This is a genomic window from Pseudomonas orientalis, assembly GCF_001439815.1.
Classification (GTDB): domain Bacteria; phylum Pseudomonadota; class Gammaproteobacteria; order Pseudomonadales; family Pseudomonadaceae; genus Aquipseudomonas; species Aquipseudomonas orientalis.
Window position 1 is genome coordinate 546,017 of record NZ_JYLM01000001.1, and the last position, 25,130, is coordinate 571,146.

19 protein-coding genes and 4 tRNA genes are annotated in these 25,130 nt (G+C 62.0%); 20 read left to right on the forward strand and 3 right to left on the reverse strand.

All coding sequences use genetic code 11. From position 1 onward, the window contains the following. Window positions 1-9 precede the first annotated feature (9 nt). Both TU82_RS02400 and TU82_RS02405 read right to left on the reverse strand, forming a co-directional pair. Window positions 10-3,288, reverse strand: a complete 3,279-nt coding sequence (locus tag TU82_RS02400; RefSeq protein ID WP_057721529.1) for a PAS domain S-box protein — start codon at window positions 3,286-3,288, stop codon at window positions 10-12. A gap of 66 nt (window positions 3,289-3,354) precedes the next feature. Beyond that, window positions 3,355-4,245, reverse strand: a complete 891-nt coding sequence (locus TU82_RS02405) for a LysR family transcriptional regulator (protein WP_057721530.1) — start codon at window positions 4,243-4,245, stop codon at window positions 3,355-3,357. A 139-nt stretch (window positions 4,246-4,384) separates the two neighbouring features. On the opposite strand from TU82_RS02405, the gene leuC reads away from it, so the two are divergent. The 19 genes from leuC to TU82_RS02500 all read left to right on the forward strand — a co-directional run bounded on the left by leuC (window position 4,385) and on the right by TU82_RS02500 (window position 23,326). Next, window positions 4,385-5,803 (forward strand): 3-isopropylmalate dehydratase large subunit, encoded by a 1,419-nt coding sequence (gene leuC, locus TU82_RS02410; protein WP_057721531.1) that lies wholly within the window; start codon window positions 4,385-4,387, stop codon window positions 5,801-5,803. A 10-nt stretch (window positions 5,804-5,813) separates the two neighbouring features. Beyond that, window positions 5,814-6,455: a 3-isopropylmalate dehydratase small subunit gene (gene leuD, locus TU82_RS02415; RefSeq protein ID WP_057721532.1), complete on the forward strand. Its 642-nt coding sequence runs from the start codon at window positions 5,814-5,816 to the stop codon at window positions 6,453-6,455. Window positions 6,456-6,587: 132 nt separating this feature from the next. Beyond that, window positions 6,588-7,352 (forward strand): class I SAM-dependent methyltransferase, encoded by a 765-nt coding sequence (locus tag TU82_RS02420; RefSeq protein WP_057721533.1) that lies wholly within the window; start codon window positions 6,588-6,590, stop codon window positions 7,350-7,352. Window positions 7,353-7,404: 52 nt separating this feature from the next. After that, a complete protein-coding gene (gene leuB / locus TU82_RS02425; protein WP_057721534.1) occupies window positions 7,405-8,487 on the forward strand; it encodes a 3-isopropylmalate dehydrogenase in 1,083 nt (360 codons plus the stop codon). Window positions 8,488-8,551: 64 nt separating this feature from the next. Beyond that, on the forward strand, window positions 8,552-9,664 hold the full coding sequence (gene asd, locus TU82_RS02430) for an aspartate-semialdehyde dehydrogenase (protein WP_057721535.1): 1,113 nt from the start codon (window positions 8,552-8,554) through the stop codon (window positions 9,662-9,664). A 246-nt stretch (window positions 9,665-9,910) separates the two neighbouring features. Next, window positions 9,911-10,921, forward strand: a complete 1,011-nt coding sequence (locus TU82_RS02435) for an aspartate-semialdehyde dehydrogenase (protein ID WP_057721536.1) — start codon at window positions 9,911-9,913, stop codon at window positions 10,919-10,921. A 161-nt stretch (window positions 10,922-11,082) separates the two neighbouring features. Further along, complete coding sequence (locus TU82_RS02440) at window positions 11,083-13,617, forward strand: FimV/HubP family polar landmark protein (protein ID WP_057721537.1); 2,535 nt, start codon at window positions 11,083-11,085, stop codon at window positions 13,615-13,617. Between the two features lie 168 nt (window positions 13,618-13,785). Further along, window positions 13,786-14,610: a tRNA pseudouridine(38-40) synthase TruA gene (gene truA / locus TU82_RS02445; RefSeq protein ID WP_057721538.1), complete on the forward strand. Its 825-nt coding sequence runs from the start codon at window positions 13,786-13,788 to the stop codon at window positions 14,608-14,610. A 64-nt stretch (window positions 14,611-14,674) separates the two neighbouring features. Further along, window positions 14,675-15,307 carry a phosphoribosylanthranilate isomerase gene (locus TU82_RS02450; RefSeq protein ID WP_057721539.1) on the forward strand — a complete coding sequence of 211 codons (633 nt, stop codon included), beginning with the start codon at window positions 14,675-14,677 and terminating at the stop codon, window positions 15,305-15,307. 245 nt (window positions 15,308-15,552) lie between these two features. Then, on the forward strand, window positions 15,553-16,473 hold the full coding sequence (accD, locus tag TU82_RS02455; RefSeq protein WP_005789754.1) for an acetyl-CoA carboxylase, carboxyltransferase subunit beta: 921 nt from the start codon (window positions 15,553-15,555) through the stop codon (window positions 16,471-16,473). Next, window positions 16,470-17,777, forward strand: a complete 1,308-nt coding sequence (folC, locus tag TU82_RS02460; RefSeq protein ID WP_057721540.1) for a bifunctional tetrahydrofolate synthase/dihydrofolate synthase — start codon at window positions 16,470-16,472, stop codon at window positions 17,775-17,777. The genes accD and folC overlap by 4 nt, the downstream gene beginning before the upstream one ends. Then, a complete protein-coding gene (locus tag TU82_RS02465) occupies window positions 17,761-18,423 on the forward strand; it encodes an SPOR domain-containing protein (protein ID WP_057721541.1) in 663 nt (220 codons plus the stop codon). Before folC ends, TU82_RS02465 begins: the two co-directional genes overlap by 17 nt. Before the next feature lie 255 nt (window positions 18,424-18,678). After that, on the forward strand, window positions 18,679-19,236 hold the full coding sequence (locus tag TU82_RS02470; RefSeq protein WP_003234314.1) for a CvpA family protein: 558 nt from the start codon (window positions 18,679-18,681) through the stop codon (window positions 19,234-19,236). Window positions 19,237-19,276: 40 nt separating this feature from the next. Beyond that, window positions 19,277-20,782, forward strand: coding sequence for an amidophosphoribosyltransferase (purF, locus tag TU82_RS02475; protein ID WP_057721542.1), 1,506 nt, complete (start codon window positions 19,277-19,279; stop codon window positions 20,780-20,782). A 66-nt stretch (window positions 20,783-20,848) separates the two neighbouring features. Beyond that, window positions 20,849-22,060, forward strand: coding sequence for an O-succinylhomoserine sulfhydrylase (locus TU82_RS02480; protein ID WP_057721543.1), 1,212 nt, complete (start codon window positions 20,849-20,851; stop codon window positions 22,058-22,060). An 11-nt stretch (window positions 22,061-22,071) separates the two neighbouring features. Then, entirely contained in the window at window positions 22,072-22,836 is a 765-nt protein-coding gene (locus TU82_RS02485; RefSeq protein ID WP_057721544.1) for an SDR family oxidoreductase, read from the forward strand. Between the two features lie 100 nt (window positions 22,837-22,936). Further along, window positions 22,937-23,012 (forward strand) — tRNA-Val (locus tag TU82_RS02490). Window positions 23,013-23,067: 55 nt separating this feature from the next. Next, window positions 23,068-23,144, forward strand: a tRNA-Asp gene (locus tag TU82_RS02495). Window positions 23,145-23,249: 105 nt separating this feature from the next. Then, window positions 23,250-23,326, forward strand: a tRNA-Asp gene (locus tag TU82_RS02500). 157 nt (window positions 23,327-23,483) lie between these two features. Here the strand turns inward: TU82_RS02500 and TU82_RS02505 are convergent. Next, a complete protein-coding gene (locus TU82_RS02505) occupies window positions 23,484-24,767 on the reverse strand; it encodes an NAD(P)/FAD-dependent oxidoreductase (RefSeq protein WP_057721545.1) in 1,284 nt (427 codons plus the stop codon). A gap of 184 nt (window positions 24,768-24,951) precedes the next feature. Between TU82_RS02505 and TU82_RS02510 the strand changes: the two genes are divergently transcribed. After that, a tRNA-Val gene (locus TU82_RS02510) sits at window positions 24,952-25,028 on the forward strand. Window positions 25,029-25,130: the final 102 nt, after the last annotated feature.

The window sequence follows — 25,130 nt, forward strand, 5'->3', positions numbered from 1 at the left end:
CAAAAACGCCTATTCCAGTAACTGCCTGAACCCCTCCATCGGCAATGGCCGGCTATGCAAGTACCCCTGATACACATGACAGCCGAGCTTTTGCAGGAACGCCAGTTGCTCCACGGTTTCCACGCCTTCGGCAATCACTTCCAGATTCAGGCTGCGGGCCATGGCGATAATGGCGCGGATGATTTCAGCGTCATTGGGATCGTGAGTCGCGTCGCGCACAAACGACTGGTCGATTTTCAGCGCATCCACCGGCAAGCGCTTGAGGTAGGTCAGGGATGAGTAACCGGTGCCAAAGTCATCCATTGCAAAGCTCACGCCGAGTTTTTTCAGGCGACGCATCTTCATTACCGTGTCGTCCAGGTTCTGGATCACGATACCTTCGGTAATTTCCAGCTTCAGCAAACTGTAGGGCAGCTGATGGTGCGTGAGGCTGCGCTCGACCCGTTCCACAAAGTCGTTCTGGCGAAACTGCTGCGGACTGATATTTACGCACAGGCTGAAATTCAGCGGGTCCACCAGGCCCTCGGCAATCAACCGCGCAAATGCGCCGCACGCTTGATCGAGGATCCAGGTGCCCACCTCCAGGATCAAGCCGCTGTCCTCCAGCACCTTGATGAATTCGGCGGGCGACTGCGCTCCCAGTTGCGGGTGCTGCCAGCGCACCAGGGCCTCGGCGCCGACGATCCTGTTGCCACGCGCATCCACCTGAGGCTGGTAGTGCACGCTGAACTCACCGCGTGACAGGGCCAGGCGCAGGTCGGTTTCCATGCGCAGGCGCTCGCTGGCGGTTTTCTGCATGCTGTTGTGAAACATCTGGGTGGTGTTGCGCCCGGAATCCTTGGCGCGGTACAGGGCGATGTCGGCGCGCTTGAGCAGGTCGGCGGGGGTGGTGCCATGGTCGGGAATCAGCGCCACGCCGATGCTGGGCGTCACCTGCAAGCGGTGGCCGTCGAGGAACATGGGTTCAGAGAGCAGTTCGCGCAGGGTATCGGCCAGCGTCTGCACCTGGCCGCTGACTTGCGTGCGTGAGCCTTCCAGGCCGCTGAGCAGCACCACGAACTCATCGCCGCCCAGGCGCGCCACCGTATCTTCCGTGCGCACACTGGCTTCCAGGCGTGCGGTGACGATTTTCAACACGGTATCGCCCACCGGGTGACCCAGGGAGTCGTTGATATGCTTGAAGTGGTCGAGGTCGAGAAACAGCAGGGCGCCGCGCAGGTTGTGGCGCTTGAGCAGGGCGATCTGCTGGCTCAGACGGTCCATCAGCAGCGCACGATTGGGCAGGTTGGTCAGCGGGTCGTGATAGGCCAAGTGGCGGATCTGTGCCTGGGCATTCTTCAGCAGGCTCACGTCACGTGCGGTCAATAGCAGGCATGGCGTTTCATTCAAGGTAATCGGTTCGACCGACACCTCCACCGCCAGCACCTCGCCCCGCTTGTTGTGCCAAAGCATCTCAAGGTGATGGATGCGTCCCTTGATCTGCAGTTCGGCCAACAGCGCGGTGCGCTGGTTTTCATCGGCCCAGATGCCAATCTGGTACAGGGTGAGGCCGATGGCTTCTTCGGCGCGATAGCCGGTCAGGCGACAAAACCCATCATTGACCTCCACGTATCGACCCGTGTCGCGCTCGGTGATCGAAATGGCGTCGGGGCTGGAATGGAAGGCCTTGGCGAACTTCTCTTCGCTGGCCTTGAGCGCCGCCTCCGAGCGTTGCTGCTGGGTGATATCGCGCAGGGTCGTGACGATGCATGGCTGCCCGTTGACCTTGATCAGGCGGCTGGAAATCACGCAGGTCAGGCTCTGGCCGTTCCTGGCATGCACCACGATGGCCACATTGCTCAATGACTGTTCGCGAATCACCTGCTGGATGCGTTGCAGGCGCTTGCTTGATTCATCCCACAGGCCGATCTGCTCGGCGCTTTTGTCGATCACTTCGGCGGCCGTCCAGCCAAAGGTCTGGGTGAACGCCGGATTGATCTCGATAAACTCGCCGCTGTCCTGGCAAGTGACGCAGATAGGGTCGGGGCTGGCCTGGAACAGGCTGGCGAATTTTTCTTCGGAAGCGCTCAGGCGTTGCTCGCGCTCCACCTGATCGGTGATGTCGAGCAAGGTGCCGGCCATGCGCAGGGGCTTGCCGGATTCGTCGCGATACAAACGTGCGCGGCTTTCAAGGTAGCGCACGCTGCCGTCCTCGGCGGGTACGCGGTAGGTCAACTGGTAGTTGCCGTCCGGGCCTTCGCGCAAGCTGCGGTAGGCGTGGCGCATGCCCTCGCGGTCTTTATCGGACATGCCTTCAAAAAATGCATCGAAGGATTCATGGAACGGTTCGCTCGGCAGGCCATGGAGCTGGGCGGCACGGGCCGAGCCGTAGAGCATGCCGGTAGGGATGTGCCAGTCCCAGGTGCCCAGTTGCGCCGAGTCCAGCGCCAGGTCCAGGCGCTCCTGGCTGTCCTTGAGCGCTTGCTCGGCGTTTTTGCGCTCGGTGGTGTCAAGGAAGGTGCTGATCAGATAGGCCTCGCCGTCCAGTTCGACCTTTTGCGCACTGAGCGTGCCGTCGTGGATCTGGCCGTTGCTGGCGCAGAACTGCACTTCCATGGTGATGGATTCACCTTTGCGCTGGGTGGCCAGGACCAGGTGCGTGCGCTGCTCCGGATGACGCCACAGGCCCAGTTCCAGGGTGGTACGGCCAATGACTTGCGCCACCGGCCAGCCGAACAGCAGTTCGAAATGATGGTTGGCTTCGCTGATCCGGCCGTCGGCCTGGCGCGTCAGCAGCACCATGTTCGGGCACAGGTGGAAGAGGGTGGCGAAGCGTTTTTCGGAGTGGCTGAGGGCGTGTTCCCGCTCGCGCTGGTGGGTGATCTCGCGGATCACCCCGATCATTCGGCGCCTGCCGTTTTTGTCCGGCACCAGGCTGCCATTGATTTCCAGCCAGTGCAGGCTGCCATCGGGCCATTGGATACGGTGATGCATGGCCTGTTCGACCGGCTCGCCGGCCAGCACTGCATGAAACGCCCGCACTACGCGGGCGCGGTCTTCCGGCGCCAGCAGGTCGAGGTAATTGAGGTCGTTGGGCAGGGGCTGGCGCGGATCGTAGCCAAACAATGCCTGGGTGCCCCGAGACCAGCTGATTCTTCCCGTGTCGATTTCCCAGCACCATGCGCCCAGCCGCGCGGCATTGAGCGCCGACAGCAGTTGCGGTGCACTGTCCCAGCGTTGTTCCGCCTCTTGTGGGTCCAGGGCGTAGATGCGGGGCAGTGGAGGCACGGAATCAACGGGGTTGGGCATTATTCAAAGGGCCTCGGCTCGATGGGAAGACAGCGCGGTTTGCTTGAAACCCGAGGCCGCACGAGGTCATGCCGGTGTCCCTGGCGGATCGACCTGGGCATCCAACAGGCTCATGAAAGCCCGCGCAGCGTTCGACAGCGTCCTTTCGGTGTGCACGATATAGCCTAGCTGGCGACGCAGCTGTATGCCCGGCAAAGCGATACTTGCCACCTGATCATCCAGCATGGTGCGTGGCAACACACTCCACGCCAGACCAATGGACACCATCATCTTGATGGTTTCCAGGTAGTTGGTGCTCATCGCGATGTTCGGCGTCAGGCCCTGGGCCTCGAACAGGCGGCTGACAATATGGTGGGTAAAGGTGTTGCCGCCGGGAAACACCGCAGGGTGCCCGGCGATATCGGCCAGGCTGACGGAGCCGTGGCTGATCAGGCTGTGTTCGGGGGCCACCACGAAATCCAGCGGATCGTCCCACACCGGCGTCGCGCGCACCAGGTTGTGCGGCTCGGGCGCCAGGGTGATCACCGCCACTTCGGCGCGGCCGTGGAGGATTTCTTCGTAGGCCACTTCCGAATCGAGGAATTGAATATCCAGCGCCACGCTCGGGTATTGCCGAGTGAAGGTACGCAGGATCGGCGGTAGGCGATGCAGGCCGATATGGTGGCTGGTAGCCAGCGTGAGGCGCCCGCTGACTTCTCCGGTCAGGTTGGTCAGGGCGCGACGGGTGTCATCCAGTACATTCAGGATCTGATAGGCACGCGGCAGCAGGGCCCGCCCGGCTTCGGTCAGGCCCACTTCACGGCCCAGGCGATCGAACAGGCGCACCTTCAATTGTTGCTCAAGGCCGGCAATGCGTTTGCTGATGGCCGGTTGGGTCAGGTGCAGGCGTTCACCGGCGCCGGAGAAGCTGCCGGTCTCGGCGATGGCAATAAAGGCATTGAGGTTGGCCAGGTCCATGGTGCTATTCCAGTTGGTAATCCAAAGCATAAAAAATATGAATTTGAGTTATTTAATGTAGCGCCATACCATCAGCCTCACAAGCCAAAGGGTTATTGAAAGCCCGGCGCATAGAAACACCGCTGATGAGGACCGACTGATGGCCGGCAAAACGCTGTACGACAAGCTTTGGGATTCCCATGAAGTGAAACGTCGCGATGATGGATCGTCGCTGATCTACATCGACCGTCACATCATCCATGAAGTGACCTCGCCCCAAGCGTTCGAAGGCCTGCGGCTGGCCGGGCGCAAGCCATGGCGCGTCGACTCGATCATCGCCACCCCGGACCACAATGTGCCGACCACCCCGGAGCGCAAGGGCGGGATTGATGCCATTGTCGACACCGTGTCGCGTCTGCAGGTGCAAACCCTTGACGACTATTGCGACGAGTACGGCATCACTGAATTCAAGATGAATGACGTGCGCCAGGGCATCGTCCACGTGATCGGCCCGGAGCAGGGCGCGACCTTGCCGGGCATGACCGTGGTATGCGGCGACTCCCATACCTCCACTCACGGCGCGTTCGGCGCCCTGGCCCATGGCATCGGCACTTCAGAGGTGGAGCATGTGTTCGCCACCCAGTGCCTGGTCGCCAAGAAAATGAAGAACATGCTGGTACGCGTCGAAGGCCAGTTGCCATTTGGCGTGACTGCCAAGGACATCGTGCTCGCGGTGATCGGCAAGATCGGCACCGCCGGCGGTAACGGCCATGCCATCGAGTTCGCCGGCAGCGCCATTCGCGACCTGTCCATCGAAGGCCGCATGACCATCTGCAACATGTCCATTGAAGCCGGTGCCCGCGTAGGCATGGTCGCGGCGGACGAGAAAACCGTCGAATACGTCAAAGGTCGTCCTTTCGCACCGGCTGGTGCTGACTGGGACGCCGCCGTCGAAGCCTGGAAAGATCTGGTGTCCGACGCCGACGCGGTGTTCGACACCGTGGTCGAACTCGACGCTGCCCAGATCAAGCCGCAAGTCAGTTGGGGTACGTCGCCGGAGATGGTATTGGCCGTCGACCAGAACGTGCCGGACCCGGCCCGGGAAACCGACCTGGTCAAGCGCGGTTCCATCGAGCGCGCTCTCAAGTACATGGGTTTGAAAGCCAACCAGGCAATCACCGATATCCAACTGGATCGCGTGTTCATCGGCTCCTGCACCAACTCGCGGATCGAAGACCTGCGCGCGGCCGCCGTGATCGCCAAGGGCCGCAAGGTGGCGTCGACCATCAAACAAGCCATCGTGGTGCCGGGTTCGGGCCTGGTCAAGGCGCAAGCCGAGGCGGAAGGCCTGGACAAGATCTTCCTCGAAGCCGGTTTTGAATGGCGCGAGCCGGGCTGCTCCATGTGCCTGGCGATGAACCCGGACCGTTTGGAGAGCGGCGAGCATTGCGCGTCGACGTCCAACCGTAACTTTGAGGGCCGTCAGGGCGCCGGTGGCCGTACCCACCTGGTCAGCCCGGCCATGGCCGCCGCCGCCGCCGTCAACGGTCGTTTCATCGACGTTCGCGAATTGATCTGAGGAATACCCGATGCGTGCTTTTACACAACACACAGGTTTGGTTGCGCCGTTGGACCGTGCCAACGTGGACACCGACCAGATCATCCCCAAGCAGTTCCTGAAGTCGATCAAGCGCACCGGTTTCGGCCCGAACCTGTTCGACGAATGGCGCTACCTGGACGTGGGCTACGCCTACCAGGACAACTCCAAGCGCCCGCTGAACAAGGACTTCGTGCTCAACGCCGAACGTTACCAGGGCGCCAGCGTGTTGCTGGCCCGGGAAAACTTCGGTTGCGGTTCCAGCCGTGAACACGCGCCGTGGGCCCTGGAAGAATATGGCTTTCGCAGCATCATCGCGCCGAGCTACGCCGACATCTTCTTCAACAACAGCTTCAAGAACGGCCTGTTGCCGATCATCCTGAGCGACGCCGAAGTGGATGAGCTGTTCCAGCAAGTGGAAGCGAATGTGGGCTACCAGTTGACGGTGGACCTGGCCGCACAGACCGTGACCCGCCCGGATGGCAAGGTGTATCACTTCGAAGTGGACGCCTTTCGCAAGCACTGCTTGATCAATGGCCTGGACGATATCGGCCTGACCTTGCAGGACGGCGATGCGATTGCGGCGTTCGAAAGCAAGCACCGGGCGAGCCAGCCGTGGTTGTTTCGCGATTGATGTAAGCAGGACCGCCGCTATCGGGGGCAAGCCCCCTCCCACCTTTTGATCTGTGAATACATTCAAATGTGGGAGGGGGCTTGCCCCCGATGAGGCCAGAACAAACACCACAAGGTCCATTGAGGAAACCCCATGACCACCACCGCCCACACCCAAGTCGTGCAAAAACAATTCGGCGAACAGGCTGCCGCCTACCTGAGCAGCACCGTTCACGCCCAAGGCACCGAATTCGCACTGCTCCAGGCCGAACTGGCCGGGCAGGGCAGTGCACGACTGCTGGACCTGGGCTGCGGTGCCGGTCATGTCAGCTTCCATGTGGCGCCGTTGGTGAAAGAAGTGGTGGCCTACGACTTGTCCCAGCAAATGCTCGATGTGGTGGCCGCCGCTGCGCAAGATCGCGGTTTCACCAATATCAGCACCGTGAACGGCGCCGCCGAGCGCCTGCCCTTCGCCGACGGCGAGTTCGACTTCGTGTTCAGCCGCTACTCGGCCCACCACTGGAGCGACCTCGGCCTGGCCTTGCGCGAAGTGCGCCGGGTACTCAAGCCGGGCGGCGTGGCGGCGTTCGTGGATGTGTTGTCACCGGGCAGCCCGTTGCTTGACACTTACCTGCAAACCGTCGAAGTGCTGCGCGATACCAGCCATGTGCGCGATTACTCTGCCGCAGAGTGGATGCAGCAACTGAGCGAGTCCGGTCTGCATGTGCGTAACAGCCTGCGCCAGCGCCTGCGCCTGGAATACACGTCGTGGGTCGAGCGCATGCGGACCCCGCCGGCGTTGCGCGCAGCCATCCTTGAACTGCAACAGGCAATGGGCCAGGAAGTGCGCGACTATTACGAAATCCAGGCCGACGGCACCTTCAGCACCGACGTGCTGGTGGTCTTCGCCCAACGCTGATGAATTTTCCCGACCTGCCCATGGGCAGGTCGCTTGATGAAATGAGGAACCCATGAGCAAGCAGATTCTGATTCTCCCTGGCGACGGTATTGGTCCGGAAATCATGGCCGAAGCGGTCAAGGTGCTGGAGCTCGCCAACAGCAAGTACAGCCTGGACTTCGAACTGAGCCACGACGTGATCGGCGGCGCCGCCATCGACAAGCACGGCGTGCCCCTGGCCGACGAAACCCTGGACCGCGCCCGCGCCGCCGACGCCGTGCTGCTCGGCGCCGTGGGCGGGCCGAAGTGGGACAAGATCGAACGTGATATCCGCCCTGAGCGTGGTCTGCTGAAAATCCGCGCGCAACTGGGCCTGTTCGGCAACCTGCGCCCGGCCATCCTCTACCCGCAACTGGCCGACGCCTCGAGCCTCAAGCCGGAAGTGGTGGCGGGGCTGGATATCCTGATCGTGCGTGAACTGACCGGCGGTATCTACTTCGGCTCGCCACGCGGTGTGCGGGAGTTGGAAAATGGCGAGCGCCAGGCCTACGACACCCTGCCGTACAGCGAAAGCGAAATCCGGCGTATCGCCCGTGTCGGTTTCGACATGGCCCGCGTGCGCGGCAAGAAGGTTTGCTCGGTGGACAAGGCCAACGTACTGGCGTCCAGCCAATTGTGGCGCGAAATCGTCGAAGAAGTCGCCAAGGACTACCCGGACGTCGAGCTGAGCCACATGTACGTCGACAATGCTGCCATGCAACTGGTGCGTGCGCCCAAGCAATTCGACGTGATCGTCACCGACAACCTGTTCGGCGACATCCTGTCCGATCAGGCATCGATGCTCACCGGTTCCATCGGTATGCTGCCGTCGGCCTCCCTGGACACAAACAACAAGGGCATGTACGAGCCGTGCCACGGTTCGGCGCCGGACATCGCAGGCCAGGGCATTGCCAACCCGCTGGCGACCATTTTGTCGGTGTCGATGATGCTGCGTTACAGCTTCAACCTGGGCGATGCGGCCGATGCGATCGAGAAGGCCGTGAGCCTGGTGCTGGACCAGGGCTTGCGCACCGGCGACATCTGGTCGCAGGGCTGCACCAGGGTCGGTACGCAAGAAATGGGCGATGCTGTAGTCGCCGCGCTACGGAATCTGTAATCTCTCGGGCCCGCTTGCAGTTGTCGCTGCAAGGCGGCCCACTTTTTAACAAGGTGTAGTTGCGATGAAACGTGTAGGTCTGATCGGTTGGCGCGGTATGGTCGGTTCCGTGCTCATGCAGCGGATGCTGGAAGAGCAGGATTTCGATCTTATTGAGCCGGTGTTTTTCACCACGTCGAACGTGGGTGGCCAAGGGCCGTCCGTGGGCAAGGATATTGCGCCGCTCAAGGATGCCTACAGCATTGAAGAGCTCAAGACCCTCGATGTGATTCTGACCTGCCAGGGTGGCGACTACACCAGCGAAGTCTTCCCCAAGCTGCGCGAAGCCGGCTGGCAGGGTTACTGGATCGATGCCGCATCGAGCCTGCGCATGCAGGATGACGCGGTGATCATTCTTGACCCGGTCAACCGCAAGGTTATCGACCAGCAGCTGGACGCCGGTACCCGCAACTACGTCGGTGGCAATTGCACCGTCAGCCTGATGCTGATGGGCCTGGGCGGCCTGTTCGAAGCCGGCCTGGTCGAGTGGATGAGTGCCATGACCTATCAGGCCGCCTCCGGTGCCGGCGCGCAGAACATGCGCGAGCTGATCAAGCAGATGGGTGCGACTCACGCGGCGGTTGCCGATCAACTCGCCGACCCGGCCAGCGCGATCCTCGATATCGACCGCCGTGTGGCCGACGCCATGCGCAGCGAAGCCTACCCGACCGAAAACTTCGGTGTGCCATTGGCCGGCAGCCTGATTCCGTGGATCGACAAGGAACTGCCGAACGGCCAGAGCCGCGAAGAGTGGAAGGCCCAGGCCGAGACCAACAAGATTCTCGGTCGCTTCAAGAACCCGATCCCGGTGGACGGCATCTGCGTACGTATCGGTGCCATGCGCTGCCACAGCCAGGCGCTGACCATCAAGCTGAACAAAGATGTGCCGATCGCCGATATCGAAGGGCTGATCAGCCAGCACAACCCCTGGGTCAAGCTGGTGCCGAACAACCGTGATATCAGCATGCAGGAGCTGAGCCCGACCAAGGTCACCGGCACCCTGAATGTACCGGTGGGCCGTCTGCGCAAGCTGAACATGGGCAGCCAGTTCCTTGGCGCGTTCACCGTTGGCGACCAGCTGTTGTGGGGTGCGGCTGAGCCGTTGCGCCGCATGCTGCGGATTTTGCTCGAGCGGTGATTGCTGCTTGTTCCGGGAAACCCGCGCTCTGGTGACAGGCGCGGGTTTTTTATTGCCTGCCAGGGCCTCATCGGGGGCAAGCCCCCTCCCACATTTGCCCTCATTTCAAGGTTGGAACTCGGTCAACTGTGGGAGGGGGCTTGCCCCCGATGAGGCCCTCAGCCACACCACAGCCCCCAGGCCAATTGCCTCACCCCCTGCCACCCGGTAAAGTGCCGCTCCCCCGCAATGCCCGAGGCAACCTCCATGACCCAGACCTTTGAAATTGCCGTGATCGGCGCCACCGGCACCGTTGGCGAAACCCTGGTGCAGATTCTCGAAGAGCTGGACTTCCCGGTAGGCACCCTCTATTTGCTGGCGGGCAACAATTCCGCCGGTGCCTCGGTGCCGTTCCGGGGCAAGAACGTGCGGGTGAAGGAGGTCGACGAGTTCGATTTCAGCAAGGCGCAACTGGCCTTCTTCGCGGCCGGCCCGGCGGTGACCCTGAGCTTCGCTCCCCGCGCCATCGCCGCCGGTTGTTCGGTGATCGACCTGTCTGGCGCGTTGCCTGCCGAACAGGCGCCGCACGTAGTGCCGCAAGCCAATGCCCACGTGCTCAACGGCCTGAAAAAGCCGTTTCAAATCGCCAGCCCGAGCCCGTCCGCCACACACCTGGCTGTGGTGCTTGCGCCACTGCGCGGCCTGCTGGACATCCAGCGTGTGAGCGTCACCGCCAACCTGGCCGTGTCTGCCCTGGGCCGCGAGGCGGTCAGTGAGTTGGCCCGCCAGACGGCCGAGCTGTTGAATGTGCGCCCGCTGGAGCCGACCTTCTTTGATCGGCAAGTGGCCTTCAACCTGCTGGCGCAAGTCGGCACCCCAGACGCCCAAGGTCACACAGCCCTGGAGAAACGTCTCGTACAAGAGCTACGGGCTGTGCTGGAAACACCATTGCTGAAGATTTCTGCGACGTGCGTTCAAGCCCCGGTGTTTTTCGGCGATAGCCTGACTGTGTCGCTGCAGTTGGGTGGGCCGGTCGATTTGCAGGCGGTGAACGGCGCACTCGAGGCGGCGCCGGGTATCGAGCTGGTCGAGGCGGGCGACTACCCGACGGCGGTAGGCGATGCGGTGGGCCAGGACGTTGTTTATGTAGGACGAGTACGCGCGGGTGTCGACGACCCGGCTGAACTAAATCTGTGGCTGACGTCAGATAACGTACGCAAAGGCGCGGCGCTTAACGCCGTGCAAGTGGCGCAGTTGTTGATAAAAGGCCTTGCGTAAAAGATACTTGGCGTCAATTTGTAGATTGATTCTCACCAAGCGCTATGCTTGGCCCAAAGCGGAACACAAGCGCGTCGGTGACCTATCGGCTCGCCATGCCTTATGGCAGCGGTTACCAACCTTCTCGCAAGTCGGGGAGTGTTCAGACAAAGGATGAGGCTATGGTTCAAGTTCGCAAACTGGTGTTAGCAATAGCGGCCGCCTCGGCGCTGTCCTCCGGTATGGCGCAGGCGCTGCAACTTGGGGAGATGACCCTCAAGTCGAAGTTGAACCAGCCGCTGTCGGTGGAAATCGAATTACTCGACGTCGGCGGCCTCACGGCGTCCGAGATTACCCCGAGCCTGGCGTCGTCCCAGGCGTTCGTCGATGCCGGTGTCGATCGCCAGGCCTTTCTCGACCAGCTTACCTTTACGCCGGTGGTCAATCCCAATGGCCGCAGCGTGGTGCGTGTCACCTCCGACAAGCCGCTGCCCGATTCCTATGTGCGCTTTCTGCTGCAGGTGCAATGGCCCAATGGCCGCCTGATGCGTGACTACAGCGTGCTGCTCGATCCTGCCAAATTCGACCAGTCCACGCCGGCCGCCAGCGCACCGGCACCGCGCCTGAGTGCGCCGACAGGAACCGCGTCCGCCGTCAGCAAGCCTGCGCAACATACCACCACGGCTCGCGACACCTTGTGGGAAATTGCCGAGAAAAACCGCAATGGTGGCTCTGTGCAGCAGACCATGCTGGCCATTCAGGCGCTCAACCCGGACGCCTTTGTCGACGGCAATATCAATCGCCTGAAAACCGGCCAGGTCCTGCGCCTGCCGGACACCGTGCAAAGCACCGCGCTGGCGCAACCCCAGGCGATCGCCGAAGTGGCTGCGCAGAACGCCGCCTGGCGCCAGGGCCGCCGTACCGCCAACCAGAAGGTGGCGGGCAAGGCCCAGTTGGACGCCACCAAGCGCACCGAGACGGGCAATGCGCCGTCGAGCACCAACGCCAAGGATAACTTGAGCCTGGTGTCGGCCGAGGCAGCCAAAAAAGGTGCCGACGGCAAGGCGGGTGACAGCCGGGCGTTGAGCGACAAGCTGGCAATGACTCAAGAGCAATTGGACACCACCCGTCGCGATAACGAAGAGCTCAAAAGCCGCGCGGCAGATTTGCAAAGCCAGTTGGACAAGCTGCAAAAGCTGATTCAACTGAAAAACGATCAACTGGCCCGGCTGCAGGCCGAGAAGGGCGATGCAGCACTGCCCGCGACAGCGACGGCGGCGGTGCCTGCGCCGGTGGCCGATGAACCGGCGCCTGCCACGCAAGACCCGGTTGCCGCTCCCGCTCCCGCTCCCGAGCCGATCAAGCCCGTTGCCGCGCCTGCAACCACCGAAGGCAAATTCAATGAGCTGTTGACCAACCCTATCGTGCTCGGTGTGCTCGGTGGTGCGGCCGTCATTCTGGCGTTGTTGCTCCTGCTGTTGTGGGCGCGCCATCGCAACGCCCGTCTTGAAGAAGAGAAGCACCTGCGCATGGCGCGAGCGCTGGCTGAAGAGCCGGAGTTCACCTCGAGTCTGGAGCGCGACCTGCCCTCCGACAGTTTCGAAGGCCTGGAAGTGCCACCTCCGGCCGTCCCACGGGCGCCCGCGCCTGCGCCCGCTCCGGTGGTTGAACCGGTCGTGCCGACCGTGGCCTCCGTGCTGGCGCCGCTGGCGGTTGCGGTCGCCCCGCAGAACGCCAGCGATGCGTTGGCCCAGGCCCAGTCCCATATTGACCGTGGTCACCTGAACCAGGCGGCCGATGTGCTTGAGCAAGCGATCAAGCACGAGCCCAAGCGCAGCGACCTGCGTTTGAAACTGATGGAAGTGTACGGCCTGCAAAATGACAAGGACGGTTTCGTCAACCAGGAGCGTCAACTGGTGGCCAACGGTGAAAACCATGCCCAGGTCGAGCAGCTCAAACGCCGTTTCCCGGCCATGGCGGTGTTGGCGGCAGGCGTGAGTGCCGCCGTGGCCGCGGCAGCCCTGGACGCCCAGTACGTCAAGGACTTGCTGGAAGACAAGCCGGCTGCGCCTGCGCCGGAGCCTTTGGATACCGATTTCGATCTGAGCCTGGACGAGCTGGAAGCGGCATCGCCGGCTGAGCTCAAGGACGATCAGCAGTCGTTCGAGGCGCTGCTTCAGCAGCAGACGGCCGCCAATACAAGTGCCGACGACCTGTCGGACTTCGATCTGGATCTGCAACTGGATGCGCCGGCGTCCGCGCAATCGGATGATGACTTCCTGTCCGGGCTCGAAGAGCCGACGAAGGACGTGCCGGCCGTCGAGCCGCCGACCCTGACCCCGGGTGCTCTGGACGACTTCGATTTGCCGGAAGATTTCGACCTTTCCCTGGCGGACGAGCCCGAATCGGCGCCCAAACCGGATGCCTTCACGTCGGAACTGGATGACGTCAACGCCGAGTTGGATCGTCTGTCCCAGAGCCTGGAGCATCCTTCCATCGAGCCGTCCTTCACCGCTGAAGATGCCGCGCTCGGTGACGATGAGCCTGAGTTCGACTTCCTGTCGGGCTCCGATGAAGTTGCCACCAAGCTGGACCTGGCCCAGGCCTATATCGATATGGGCGATGCCGATGGCGCCAGGGACATCCTGTCCGAAGTGCTGACCGAGGGCAACGAGACCCAGCGCGGCGAAGCCAAGGAAATGCTCGGCCGAATCTGAAGGCTGATAGACGTCCACTGTGGGGAGGGCTTGCTCCCTCCCATAGTTGACGCGGCATCCTCCCCAACAAAAGCGCCCGCCGCGCAGCCGTCGCCTTTATAATCCCCGCCTTCGCGCAACTCATCAGGCTCTCAGTTCTTGGCAAATATAGATAACGCGGCCGCCGAAATGGCGGCCGCAGGTTTTTACCGCATCGCTCTGGGCGTGGAATACAAAGGCTCGCGCTATCGCGGCTGGCAGCGCCAGGCATCCGGTGTGCTGACGGTGCAGGAAACCCTGGAAAACGCTTTATCGAAAGTCGCCGACTCGCCGGTGTCGCTGATGTGTGCCGGGCGTACCGACGCCGGCGTGCATGCCTGCGGCCAGGTGGTACACTTTGATACCCAGGCCGAACGCTCGATGAAAGCGTGGGTGATGGGCGCCAATATCAACCTGCCCCATGACGTCAGTGTCACCTGGGCCAAGGTCATGCCGGCGCATTTTCATGCGCGCTTCAAGGCCATCGCCCGGCGCTACCGCTACGTGATCTACAACGACCAGATCCGCCCGGCGCACCTTAACCAGGAAATTACCTGGAACCACCGCCCGCTGGATGCCGAGCGCATGGCCGAGGCTGCGCAGCATCTTGTGGGTGTGCATGATTTCAGCGCGTTCCGTGCCGGCCAATGCCAGGCCAAGTCGCCGATCAAGGAAGTCCACCATTTGCGCGTAACCCGTCATGGCAAGATGATTGTGCTGGATATCCGTGCCGGGGCATTCCTGCATCACATGGTGCGCAACATCGCGGGCGTGCTGATGACCATCGGTACCGGCGAGCGTCCGGTGGAATGGGCCCGGGAAGTGCTGGAAAGCCGCGTGCGCCGTACGGGCGGGGTGACGGCGCATCCGTTCGGCCTGTACCTGGTGGAGGTGGAGTACAGAGACGAGTTCGAACTGCCCCAGCGTTTCATCGGGCCACACTTCCTCACTGGTTTCAGCGAACTTGGCGGCTGACGCCCGGAAAAGCTTTTGTTACCATCCGGGACTTTCTCGGTTCAATCCCTGAGGTTTCTACGATATGTCAGCCGTTCGCAGCAAGATTTGCGGGATTACCCGCATCGAAGACGCGTTGGCGGCGGTCGAGGCGGGGGCGGATGCCATTGGTCTGGTGTTTTACGCCAGGAGCCCGCGCGCGGTGAATGTGTTGCAGGCGCGGGCCATCATCGCCGCGCTGCCACCGTTCGTGACCACCGTGGGCTTGTTCGTCAACGCCAGTCGGTGTGAACTCAACGAAACCCTGGATGCCGTGCCGCTGGACATGCTGCAGTTTCATGGCGACGAAACCCCGGACGAGTGCGACAGCTATCAGCGCCCCTATATCAAGGCGCTGCGCGTCAAGGCCGGCGACGATATCGCCGCAGCCTGCGCTGCCTATGCCGGGGCGCGCGGGATTCTGCTGGACACCTATGTCGAAGGCGTCCCCGGCGGTACGGGTGAAGCGTTCGACTGGTCGCTGATCCCGGCGGGCTTGAGCAAACCGGTGATTCTGGCCGGTGGTCTCACGCCCTCGAATGTCGGCGCGGCCATCGAGCAGGTGCGGCCGTATGCCGTGGATGTCAGCGGCGGGGTGGAGCAGGGCAAGGGCATCAAGGATCACGCCAGGATTCGCGCATTTGTGCAGGCCGTGCGCAACAGCAGCGGTGCGATGTGACGGCTGGCAGTCTGCCGCCGTCCATAACTACCACTGTGTAAAACAGCACCGGCGCCGCCCGCGGGAGGCCCGGAAACGAAGTGGCAACGCTGCGCTGGCAGGTTGTCTGGAAGGCTGAGGATGCAGGCGGGAAATGGCTGGTCGAACCCCTGACCCCGTCCCACCGGTATCATCGCCACATATGAATTTAGCTCAAGGGCATACGCGGGGCTGTGTTCAAGCCACCGGTACTGGAGAAAGAAAGCATGAGCAACTGGTTAGTAGACAAACTGATCCCTTCGATCATGCGTTCCGAGGTGAAGAAAAGCTCGGTTCCTGAAGGTCTGTGGCACAAGTGCCCGTCCTGCGACGCGGTGCTGTACCGCCCGGAGCTGGAAAAGACCCTGGACGTTTGCCCCAAGTGCAACCACCACATGCGTATTGGCGCGCGCGCGCGTATCGACATCTTCCTCGACGCCGACGGCCGCAACGAGCTGGGCGCTGACCTGGAGCCGGTCGACCGTCTCAAGTTCCGCGACAGCAAGAAGTACAAGGACCGTCTGGTCGGTGCACAGAAGCAGACCGGCGAGAAAGACGCGCTGATCTCCGTCAGCGGCAAGCTGCTGGGTATGCCGGTGGTGGTTTCGGCGTTCGAGTTCTCCTTCATGGGCGGCTCCATGGGTGCCATCGTCGGCGAGCGTTTCGTGCGCGCCGCCAACTATGCCCTGGAAAACCGTTGCCCGATGATCTGCTTCGCCGCCTCCGGTGGCGCGCGTATGCAGGAAGCGCTGATTTCCCTGATGCAAATGGCCAAGACCTCGGCGGTATTGGCGCGTCTGCGCGAAGAAGGCATTCCGTTCATCTCGGTATTGACCGACCCGGTGTACGGCGGTGTTTCCGCCAGCCTGGCGATGCTGGGCGATGTGATCGTCGGCGAGCCGAAGGCCCTGATCGGCTTTGCCGGCCCGCGCGTGATCGAGCAGACCGTGCGGGAAAAACTGCCGGAAGGTTTCCAGCGCAGCGAGTTCCTGCTGGAGCACGGCGCCATCGACCTGATCATCCCGCGCGGTGAGCTGCGACCACGCCTGGGTAACCTGCTGGCGCAAATGATGGGCCTGCCGACGCCTGTCTACGTCGCGCCTAAAGTCGAGCCGATCGTCGTGCCGCCGGTACCGGCCAACCTATGACCCAACGTACCCTGGGCGAATGGCTCGCCTACCTTGAGCAGTTGCATCCGTCCGCCATCGACATGGGCCTGGAGCGCTCGCAACAGGTAGCGGCCCGCCTGGGGTTGGGGCGCCCGGCACCGCGTGTGATCACGGTGACCGGCACCAACGGCAAGGGCTCGACCTGTGCTTTTGTCGCCGCGCTGCTGCAAGCCCAGGGGCTGAACGTCGGCGTATACAGTTCGCCGCACCTGCTGCGCTATAACGAGCGGGTGCAGCTCAATGGCGTCGAGGCGAGCGACGAACAACTCTGCGAAGCCTTCGCCGCCCTCGATGCAGGGCGTGGCGATATTTCCCTGACCTATTTCGAGATGGGCACTCTGGCGGCGTTGTGGCTGTTCGAACGTGCGCAGCTCGATATCGTTGTGCTGGAGGTGGGCCTGGGTGGGCGTCTGGACACGGTCAATGTGGTGGATGCCGACCTGGCGCTGGTCACCAGCATCGGCGTCGACCATGTCGATTACCTGGGCGATACCCGCGAATCCGTGGCTTACGAAAAGGCCGGGATCTTTCGCCCGGGCAAACCTGCGTTGTGCGGTGATCTTGACCCGCCGCAGCCCTTGCTGGACAAGGTGCGTGAGCTCGATTGCCCGTTCTTCCTGCGCGGACGCGAATTCCAGCTGGAAATCGGCGATCAGCATTGGCAGTGGTCCGGGCGCGATGCGCGAGGCGAGGAGGTAGCATTGCGCGATTTGCCGCTGCTGAACCTGCCGATGGAAAATGCCGCGCTTGCGCTGCAAGCCTATCTGCTGCTGGATCTGCCGTGGGATGCCGGGCAGATTGCCGCCACCCTGCTGGCGACGCGGGTGGTGGGGCGTCTGGATCGGCGTACCGTCGAGTGGCAGGGCAAGCGTCTTAACCTGTTGCTGGATGTGGGTCATAACCCTCACGCCGCCGAATATCTGGCGCAGCGGCTCAAGCGCGCGCCCTTGTCCGGCCGGCGCCTGGCGGTGTTCGGCTTGCTGGCCGACAAGGATCTTGACGGCGTGGTTGCGCCGCTGCTCGGCAGCGTACAGTCGTGGGCCGTCGCGCCGCTGGATACGCCGCGTAGCCGTGCGGCGGCTGAACTGCAAATCGCGTTGCAGAACCTTGGTGCGCCGGTGACGTCGTATGCAAGCGTCACCGCAGCCCTCGAGGCGCACTGTGCGGTGGCAACGGCCGACGACGAGATTCTGTTGTTCGGATCATTTTATTGTGTTGCCGAGGCGCTCGAGTGGCTGACCCGGCGCTCCACGGAGGAAGCTGCACATGGCATTACTCGATAGCGCATACAAGCAGCGAATGGTGGGAGCCCTGGTGTTGGTGGCATTGGCGGTGATTTTCCTGCCGATGCTGTTCTCCCGTCAGGACGAACAGCGCCAGGTGGTGGTTGAAGCCCCCGCTGCGCCCCAGGCGCCGGTGGTGCCTCAGGTTCAGGTGGAACCGGTGGTGGTGCCTGAACCGCAGGCGCTGCCTGAGCAGGAGCCCGTGCCGACTGATGCCGAGGTCGCCGCACAGCAGGCGCCGTCCATGCCGGTGCAGCCGAGTGTTCCGGTGATCAAGCCGGCTCCGGCCGCGCCTGTCGCAGCCGCCAAGCCTGCCGCGCCGACGCCTGCGCCCAAGCCGGTCGCGCCACAGCCTGCCGCGCCAGGCAAGCCGGACGTAGGGCAGAGCCGTATTGACCCGAACGGGTTGCCGATCAGTTGGTCGATTCAGGTGGCCAGTCTGGGCAACCGCGAAGGCGCCGATGCCTTGCAGAAAAAGCTGCGTGCCCAGGGTTACAACGCTTATATCCGCAGCGCCGATGGCAAGAATCGGGTGTTTATCGGGCCGCTGATCGAGCGTGCCGAAGCGGATCGCCTGCGGGATTTGCTGGATCGTCAGCAGAATCTGAAGGGGTTCGTGACAAGGTTCCAGCCTGAGCGCGGCTAAGTTCCCTCGGTTTCAGTCTGAAATGCAGTCAAATGTGGGAGGGGGCTTGCTCCCGATAGCGGTGGATCAGTCAGTACATCTGTCACTGACCCACTGCTATCGGGGGCAAGCCCCCTCCCACATTGGTTTCCAGTGGTCTTGAAATTGTGTTCACACTGCCCAATTTATTGATTTGCAAAGCGCCCGCAATCACCGCTTACCGATAGCCCGGCGCTCTGCTAAAATGCGCCGCCTTATCCGTACGTAGGCTGCACTGTGCCATTTACCTGGGTTGATTGGGCGATCGTTGCAATCGTCGCCATCTCCGCTTTGATCAGTCTGAGCCGCGGCTTCGTCAAAGAAGCACTGTCGTTGCTGACCTGGATCATCGCAGGAGTCGTCGCCTGGATGTTCGGTGGTTCACTGTCGGTCTACCTGGCCGGGTACATAGAGACACCTTCGGCCCGCGTCATCGCGGGCTGCGCCATCATGTTCATCGCCACGCTGCTGGTGGGGGCAATGGTCAATTATCTTATTGGCGAGTTGATACGTGTCACCGGCCTTTCCGGGACCGATCGATTTCTCGGCATGGCCTTCGGTGCCGCGCGTGGCGCGTTGCTGGTGGTCGTGGCGGTCGGGCTGTTGAGCCTGGGGCCGGTACAGCAGGATGCGTGGTGGCAGGAGTCGGTACTCGTGCCAAAATTTCTATTGGTTGCAGATTGGTCCAAGAACCTCATATTGGGGTGGAGCAGTCAGTGGCTGGCCAGCGGAATCAGCGTACCCGCTGATCTTCCGTTCAAGGAACACCTCTTGCCGGCCAAAACGCCTCAGTAAGAGTGTTCAGTCAAGATTCATTAAGTAGGGGTTGCGTCGCATGTGTGGCATCGTCGGTATCGTCGGTAAGTCGAACGTCAATCAGGCGCTGTATGACGCGCTAACCGTCCTCCAGCACCGCGGCCAGGATGCTGCCGGTATTGTGACCAGCCACGACGGCCGGTTATTCCTGCGCAAGGACAATGGCCTGGTGCGTGACGTGTTCCACCAGCGTCATATGCAGCGCCTGGTCGGGCACATGGGCATTGGCCATGTGCGTTACCCGACGGCCGGTAGCTCGACCTCGGCCGAAGCTCAACCGTTCTACGTCAACTCGCCTTACGGCATTACCCTGGCGCACAACGGCAACCTGACCAACGTCGAACAGTTGGCCAAGGAGATTTACGAATCCGACCTGCGCCACGTCAACACCAGTTCCGACTCGGAAGTGCTGCTCAACGTGTTCGCCCATGAGCTGGCCCAGCGCGGCAAGCTGCAGCCTACCGAAGAAGACGTGTTTGCCGCCGTGATCGACGTGCACAACCGTTGCGTCGGTGGTTATGCCGTGGTGGCGATGATCACCGGTTACGGCATCGTCGGTTTCCGCGACCCCCACGGCATCCGCCCGATCGTGTTCGGCCAGCGTCACACCGACGAAGGCGTCGAGTACATGATCGCCTCTGAAAGCGTGTCCCTGGACGTACTGGGCTTCACGTTGATCCGCGATCTGGCACCGGGCGAAGCGGTCTACATCACCGAAGACGGCAAGCTGCATACCCGTCAGTGCGCCGTGGCGCCGAAACTCACTCCGTGCATCTTCGAACACGTCTACCTGGCGCGTCCGGACTCGATCATCGACGGCGTGTCGGTCTACAAGGCACGCCTGCGCATGGGTGAGAAGCTGGCCGAGAAGATCCTGCGCGAGCGCCCCGAGCACGACATCGACGTGGTCATCCCGATTCCGGATACCAGCCGTACCGCTGCGCTGGAACTGGCCAACCACCTGGGCGTCAAGTTCCGCGAAGGTTTCGTCAAGAACCGCTACATAGGCCGTACCTTCATCATGCCCGGCCAGGCGGCGCGCAAGAAGTCGGTGCGCCAGAAGCTCAACGCCATCGAGCTGGAATTCCGTGGCAAGAACGTGATGCTGGTGGATGACTCGATCGTGCGCGGTACTACCTGCAAGCAGATCATCCAGATGGCCCGTGAAGCCGGCGCGAAGAACGTGTACTTCTGTTCTGCTGCGCCTGCCGTGCGTTACCCGAACGTGTACGGTATCGACATGCCGAGCGCCCACGAGCTGATCGCCCATAATCGTTCCACGCAAGACGTGGCCGACCTGATCGGTGCCGACTGGCTGATCTATCAGGACCTGCCTGACCTGATCGAAGCGGTCGGTGGCGGCAAGATCAAGATCGCCGAGTTCGACTGCGCCGTGTTCGATGGCAAGTACGTGACCGGTGATATCGATGACGCCTATCTGAACAAGATCGAGCAGGCGCGCAACGACTCGTCCAAGATCAAGACCCAGGCGGTCAGTGCGATCATCGATCTGTACAACAACTGAGTAAGCACCGGCCCTGAGGGGCCGGTTTTGTATGTTAAATAAAGCATTTGAGTAAGGAGTCGCAGCATGAGTCAGGAATGGGATGCCGGTCGGTTGGACAGCGACCTCGATGGCGTAGCTTTCGATACCCTGGCTGTGCGCGCCGGCCAGCACCGTACCCCGGAAGGGGAGCACGGTGACCCGATGTTCTTCACCTCAAGTTATGTGTTCCGCACGGCGGCCGACGCCGCCGCGCGCTTTGCCGGTGAAGTGCCGGGCAACGTCTACTCGCGCTATACCAACCCGACCGTACGTGCGTTCGAAGAGCGTATCGCCGCCCTGGAAGGTGCTGAGCAGGCGGTGGCCACGGCGACCGGCATGGCCGCGATCCTGGCGGTGGTGATGAGCCTGTGCAGCGCCGGCGACCATGTGCTGGTGTCGCGCAGCGTGTTCGGCTCGACCATCAGCCTGTTCGAGAAGTATTTCAAGCGCTTTGGTATCGAAGTGGACTACGTGCCCCTGGCGGATTTGTCCGGTTGGGATGCGGCGATCAAGGCCAATACGAAGCTGCTGTTCGTTGAGTCGCCGTCCAATCCGCTGGCCGAGCTGGTGGATATCGCCGCGTTGTCCGAAGTGGCGCATGCCAAGGGCGCGATGCTGGTGGTCGACAACTGCTTCTGTACCCCGGCCCTGCAACAGCCGTTGAAGCTGGGCGCGGACATCGTGGTGCATTCGGCCACCAAGTTCATCGACGGCCAGGGTCGTTGCATGGGCGGTGTGGTGGCCGGTCGCGGCGAGCAGATGAAAGAAGTGGTGGGCTTTCTGCGCACCGCAGGCCCGACCCTGAGCCCGTTCAACGCCTGGATCTTCCTCAAAGGCCTGGAGACGCTCAGCCTGCGCATGAAGGCCCACTGCGCCAATGCCCAGGCGCTGGCCGAGTGGCTGGAGCAGCAGGACGGCATCGAGAAAGTGCATTACGCCGGTCTCAAGAGTCATCCACAACATGCATTGGCTCAGCGCCAGCAGCGCGGTTTCGGTGCAGTGGTGAGTTTTGAAGTGAAGGGCGGTAAAGAGGGCGCCTGGCGCTTTATCGATGCCACGCGCCTGATCTCGATCACCGCCAACCTGGGTGACAGCAAAACCACCATCACCCACCCGAGCACCACCTCCCACGGGCGCCTGGCGCCGCAGGAGCGTGAAGCCGCGGGTATCCGTGACAGCCTGATTCGCATCGCGGTCGGGTTGGAAGACGTGGCTGACTTGCAGGCTGACCTGGCCCGCGGGCTGGCGGCCTTGTGATCGAGTGGTCCATGGAGGCCGCTGCAGCCAGTAACGGGCGCGTTGCGCTGGTGACCGGCGCGGCGCGCGGCATTGGCCTTGGGATCGCGGCGTGGCTGATCAGCGAAGGCTGGCAGGTGGTGTTGACCGACCTGGACCGCGAGCGCGGTTCCAAAGTATCCAAGGTGCTGGGCGAGAATGCCTGGTTTATCACCATGGACGTAGCTGACGAGAAGCAAGTGGCCCAAGGTGTCGCCGAGGTGCTGGGGCAGTTTGGGCGTCTGGATGCGTTGGTGTGCAATGCAGCGGTGGCCGATCCGCACAATATCACCCTCGAAAGCCTCGACCTGGCTTACTGGAACCGCGTACTGGCGGTAAACCTCAGTGGGCCGATGCTGCTGGCCAAGCACTGCGCGCCGTACCTGCGCGCCCATGGCGGCGCTATCGTCAACCTGGCCTCGACACGGGCCCGCCAATCGGAGCCGGACACCGAAGCCTATGCGGCGAGCAAGGGTGGCCTGCTGGCGCTGACGCACGCCCTGGCGATGAGCCTGGGGCCGGAAGTGCGGGTCAATGCGGTCAGCCCGGGCTGGATCGATGCGCGTGATCCGGCTGCGCGGCGTGCCGAGCCGCTCACCGATGCCGATCATGCCCAGCATCCGGCGGGCCGGGTGGGGACAGTGGAGGACGTCGCGGCCATGGTGGCGTGGCTGCTGTCGCGCCAGGCCGGGTTTGTCACCGGGCAGGAGTTCGTGGTGGACGGCGGCATGAGCAAGAAGATGATCTACAGCGAGTAGGGCGGTCTTGAAGCATTTTTGTCTTTTTCAGAAAAACTTCAAGCAGGCTATTGACTTAGGTCCGCTACCTGCGTAAATTTCGCGGCCTCAACGAAGCAAAGGGTGATTAGCTCAGCTGGGAGAGCATCTGCCTTACAAGCAGAGGGTCGGCGGTTCGATCCCGTCATCACCCACCACTTCTTGAGAGTTTTGCACATGTGCAAGACGCAACGTTAAAGGTTGCACCGACGCGCAGCGGTAGTTCAGTCGGTTAGAATACCGGCCTGTCACGCCGGGGGTCGCGGGTTCGAGTCCCGTCCGCTGCGCCATATTTTCCAGGTTCGATGTGTCGGACTTGAGGTTGAACAACCCAGGTTGATCGATCAGATGTTTAAAGGTGATTGAGGGTTCATGCTCAGTCAGCCAAGCGATACGCAGCGGTAGTTCAGTCGGTTAGAATACCGGCCTGTCACGCCGGGGGTCGCGGGTTCGAGTCCCGTCCGCTGCGCCATATCAGCTTCAAGGCCCGCTGAACGCCTTGAAGCACAAGCGAAGCCATTGGCTGACCTTGATTCGATAGCAAAGACCCTGGTCGAAAGACCGGGGTTTTTTGTGTCTGCGATTTGTCTATCCAAACGAGGAGCCGGCGAACCGGCTCCCCTTGTTCATCAAAAACCCAGTTTATCCCGCAGGCCGTAATACCACGCGCCCATCGCGGCAAACGGTGTGCGCAACAGCTGTCCGCCTGGGAACGGGTAATGGGGCAGGTCGGCAAACGCGTCAAAGCGCTCGGCCTGACCTCTCAAGGCTTCTGCCAGCACCTTGCCCGCCAGGTGCGTATACGTCACACCATGGCCACTGCAGCCCTGTGAGTAATAGATGTTGTCACCGAGGCGGCCCACCTGTGGCAAGCGCGACAGGGTCAGCAGGAAATTGCCGGTCCAGGCGTAGTCGATCTTCACATCCTTGAGCTGTGGGAACGCCTTGAGCATCTTTGGCCGAATGATCGCTTCAATATTCGCCGGGTCTCGCGCGCCATACACCACGCCGCCGCCGAAAATCAGGCGCTTGTCGCGGGTGAGGCGGTAGTAGTCGAGCAGGTAGTTGCAGTCTTCGACACAGTAATCCTGCGGCAATAACGTCCTGGCCAATTCGTCGCCCAGTGGCGCGGTGGTGATCACCTGGGTGCCGCACGGCATTGATTTCGCCGCCAGCTCCGGCACCAGGTTTCCCAGGTAGGCATTGCCCGCAACAATGATGAACTTGGCCCTGACCTTGCCTTCTGCGGTATGCACCACCGGATTGGCGCCACGTTCGATGCGCACGGCAGCCGACTGCTCGTAGATAATGCCGCCCAGGGACTCGACAGCCGCCGCTTCGCCCAAGGCCAGGTTGAGTGGATGGATATGCCCGCCGCTCATGTCCAGCAGGCCGCCTACATAGTTGTCACACGCCACCACTTCGCGGATACGTCGCTCGTCCAGCAATTCCAGTTGCGTATGGCCGTAGCGCTCCCACAGGCGCTTCTGCGATTCCAGATGGCCCATGTGCTTGCTGTTGAGGGCGGCGAACACACCGCCGTCCTTCAGATCGCACTGGATCTGATATTTGGCCACGCGCTCACGAATGATCCTGCCGCCCTCGAAGGCCATCTCGCCCAGCAACTGCGCCTGCCCGGGCCCGACGCTGCGCTCGATGACGTCGATGTCGCGGCTGTAGCTGTTGACGATCTGCCCGCCATTACGACCGGACGCACCAAAACCTACCTTGGCGGCTTCCAGGACCGTTACGCGAAAGCCGTTCTCGAGCAGAAACAGCGCGCTGGAAAGCCCGGTATAACCGGCACCAATCACACACACATCGGTTTCGACCTCACCTTGCAACACCGGGCGCGGCGGAGCCGCGTTCGCGGAGGCGGCGTAATACGACTGGGGGTAGGGGGTGTTCGCCATCCTGGAACCTCTGTTTTATATTTTTTACGAGTGCGGCGATCCTACCTGAGTTGAAAATTGCCTGCCAGCCACCCGTAATTCGCGGGCGTATCGCCCGCGAATAAATAATTCGCATATTCATAGGGTTAGCTGCAAAAAAGATGTTGACACCCCTACGGAATTCCGTAGAATGCCGCCTCACAGCAGGCACGTAGCTCAGTTGGTTAGAGCACCACCTTGACATGGTGGGGGTCGTTGGTTCGAGTCCAATCGCGCCTACCAAACAAAATCCGCTCTGCTGGGCGGTCTAGAGGGGTCATCGGAAACGGTGACCCCTTTTTGCTTTCCGCGATTTGCAAAACTTTTGCAAAGCTTTTGCAAAAC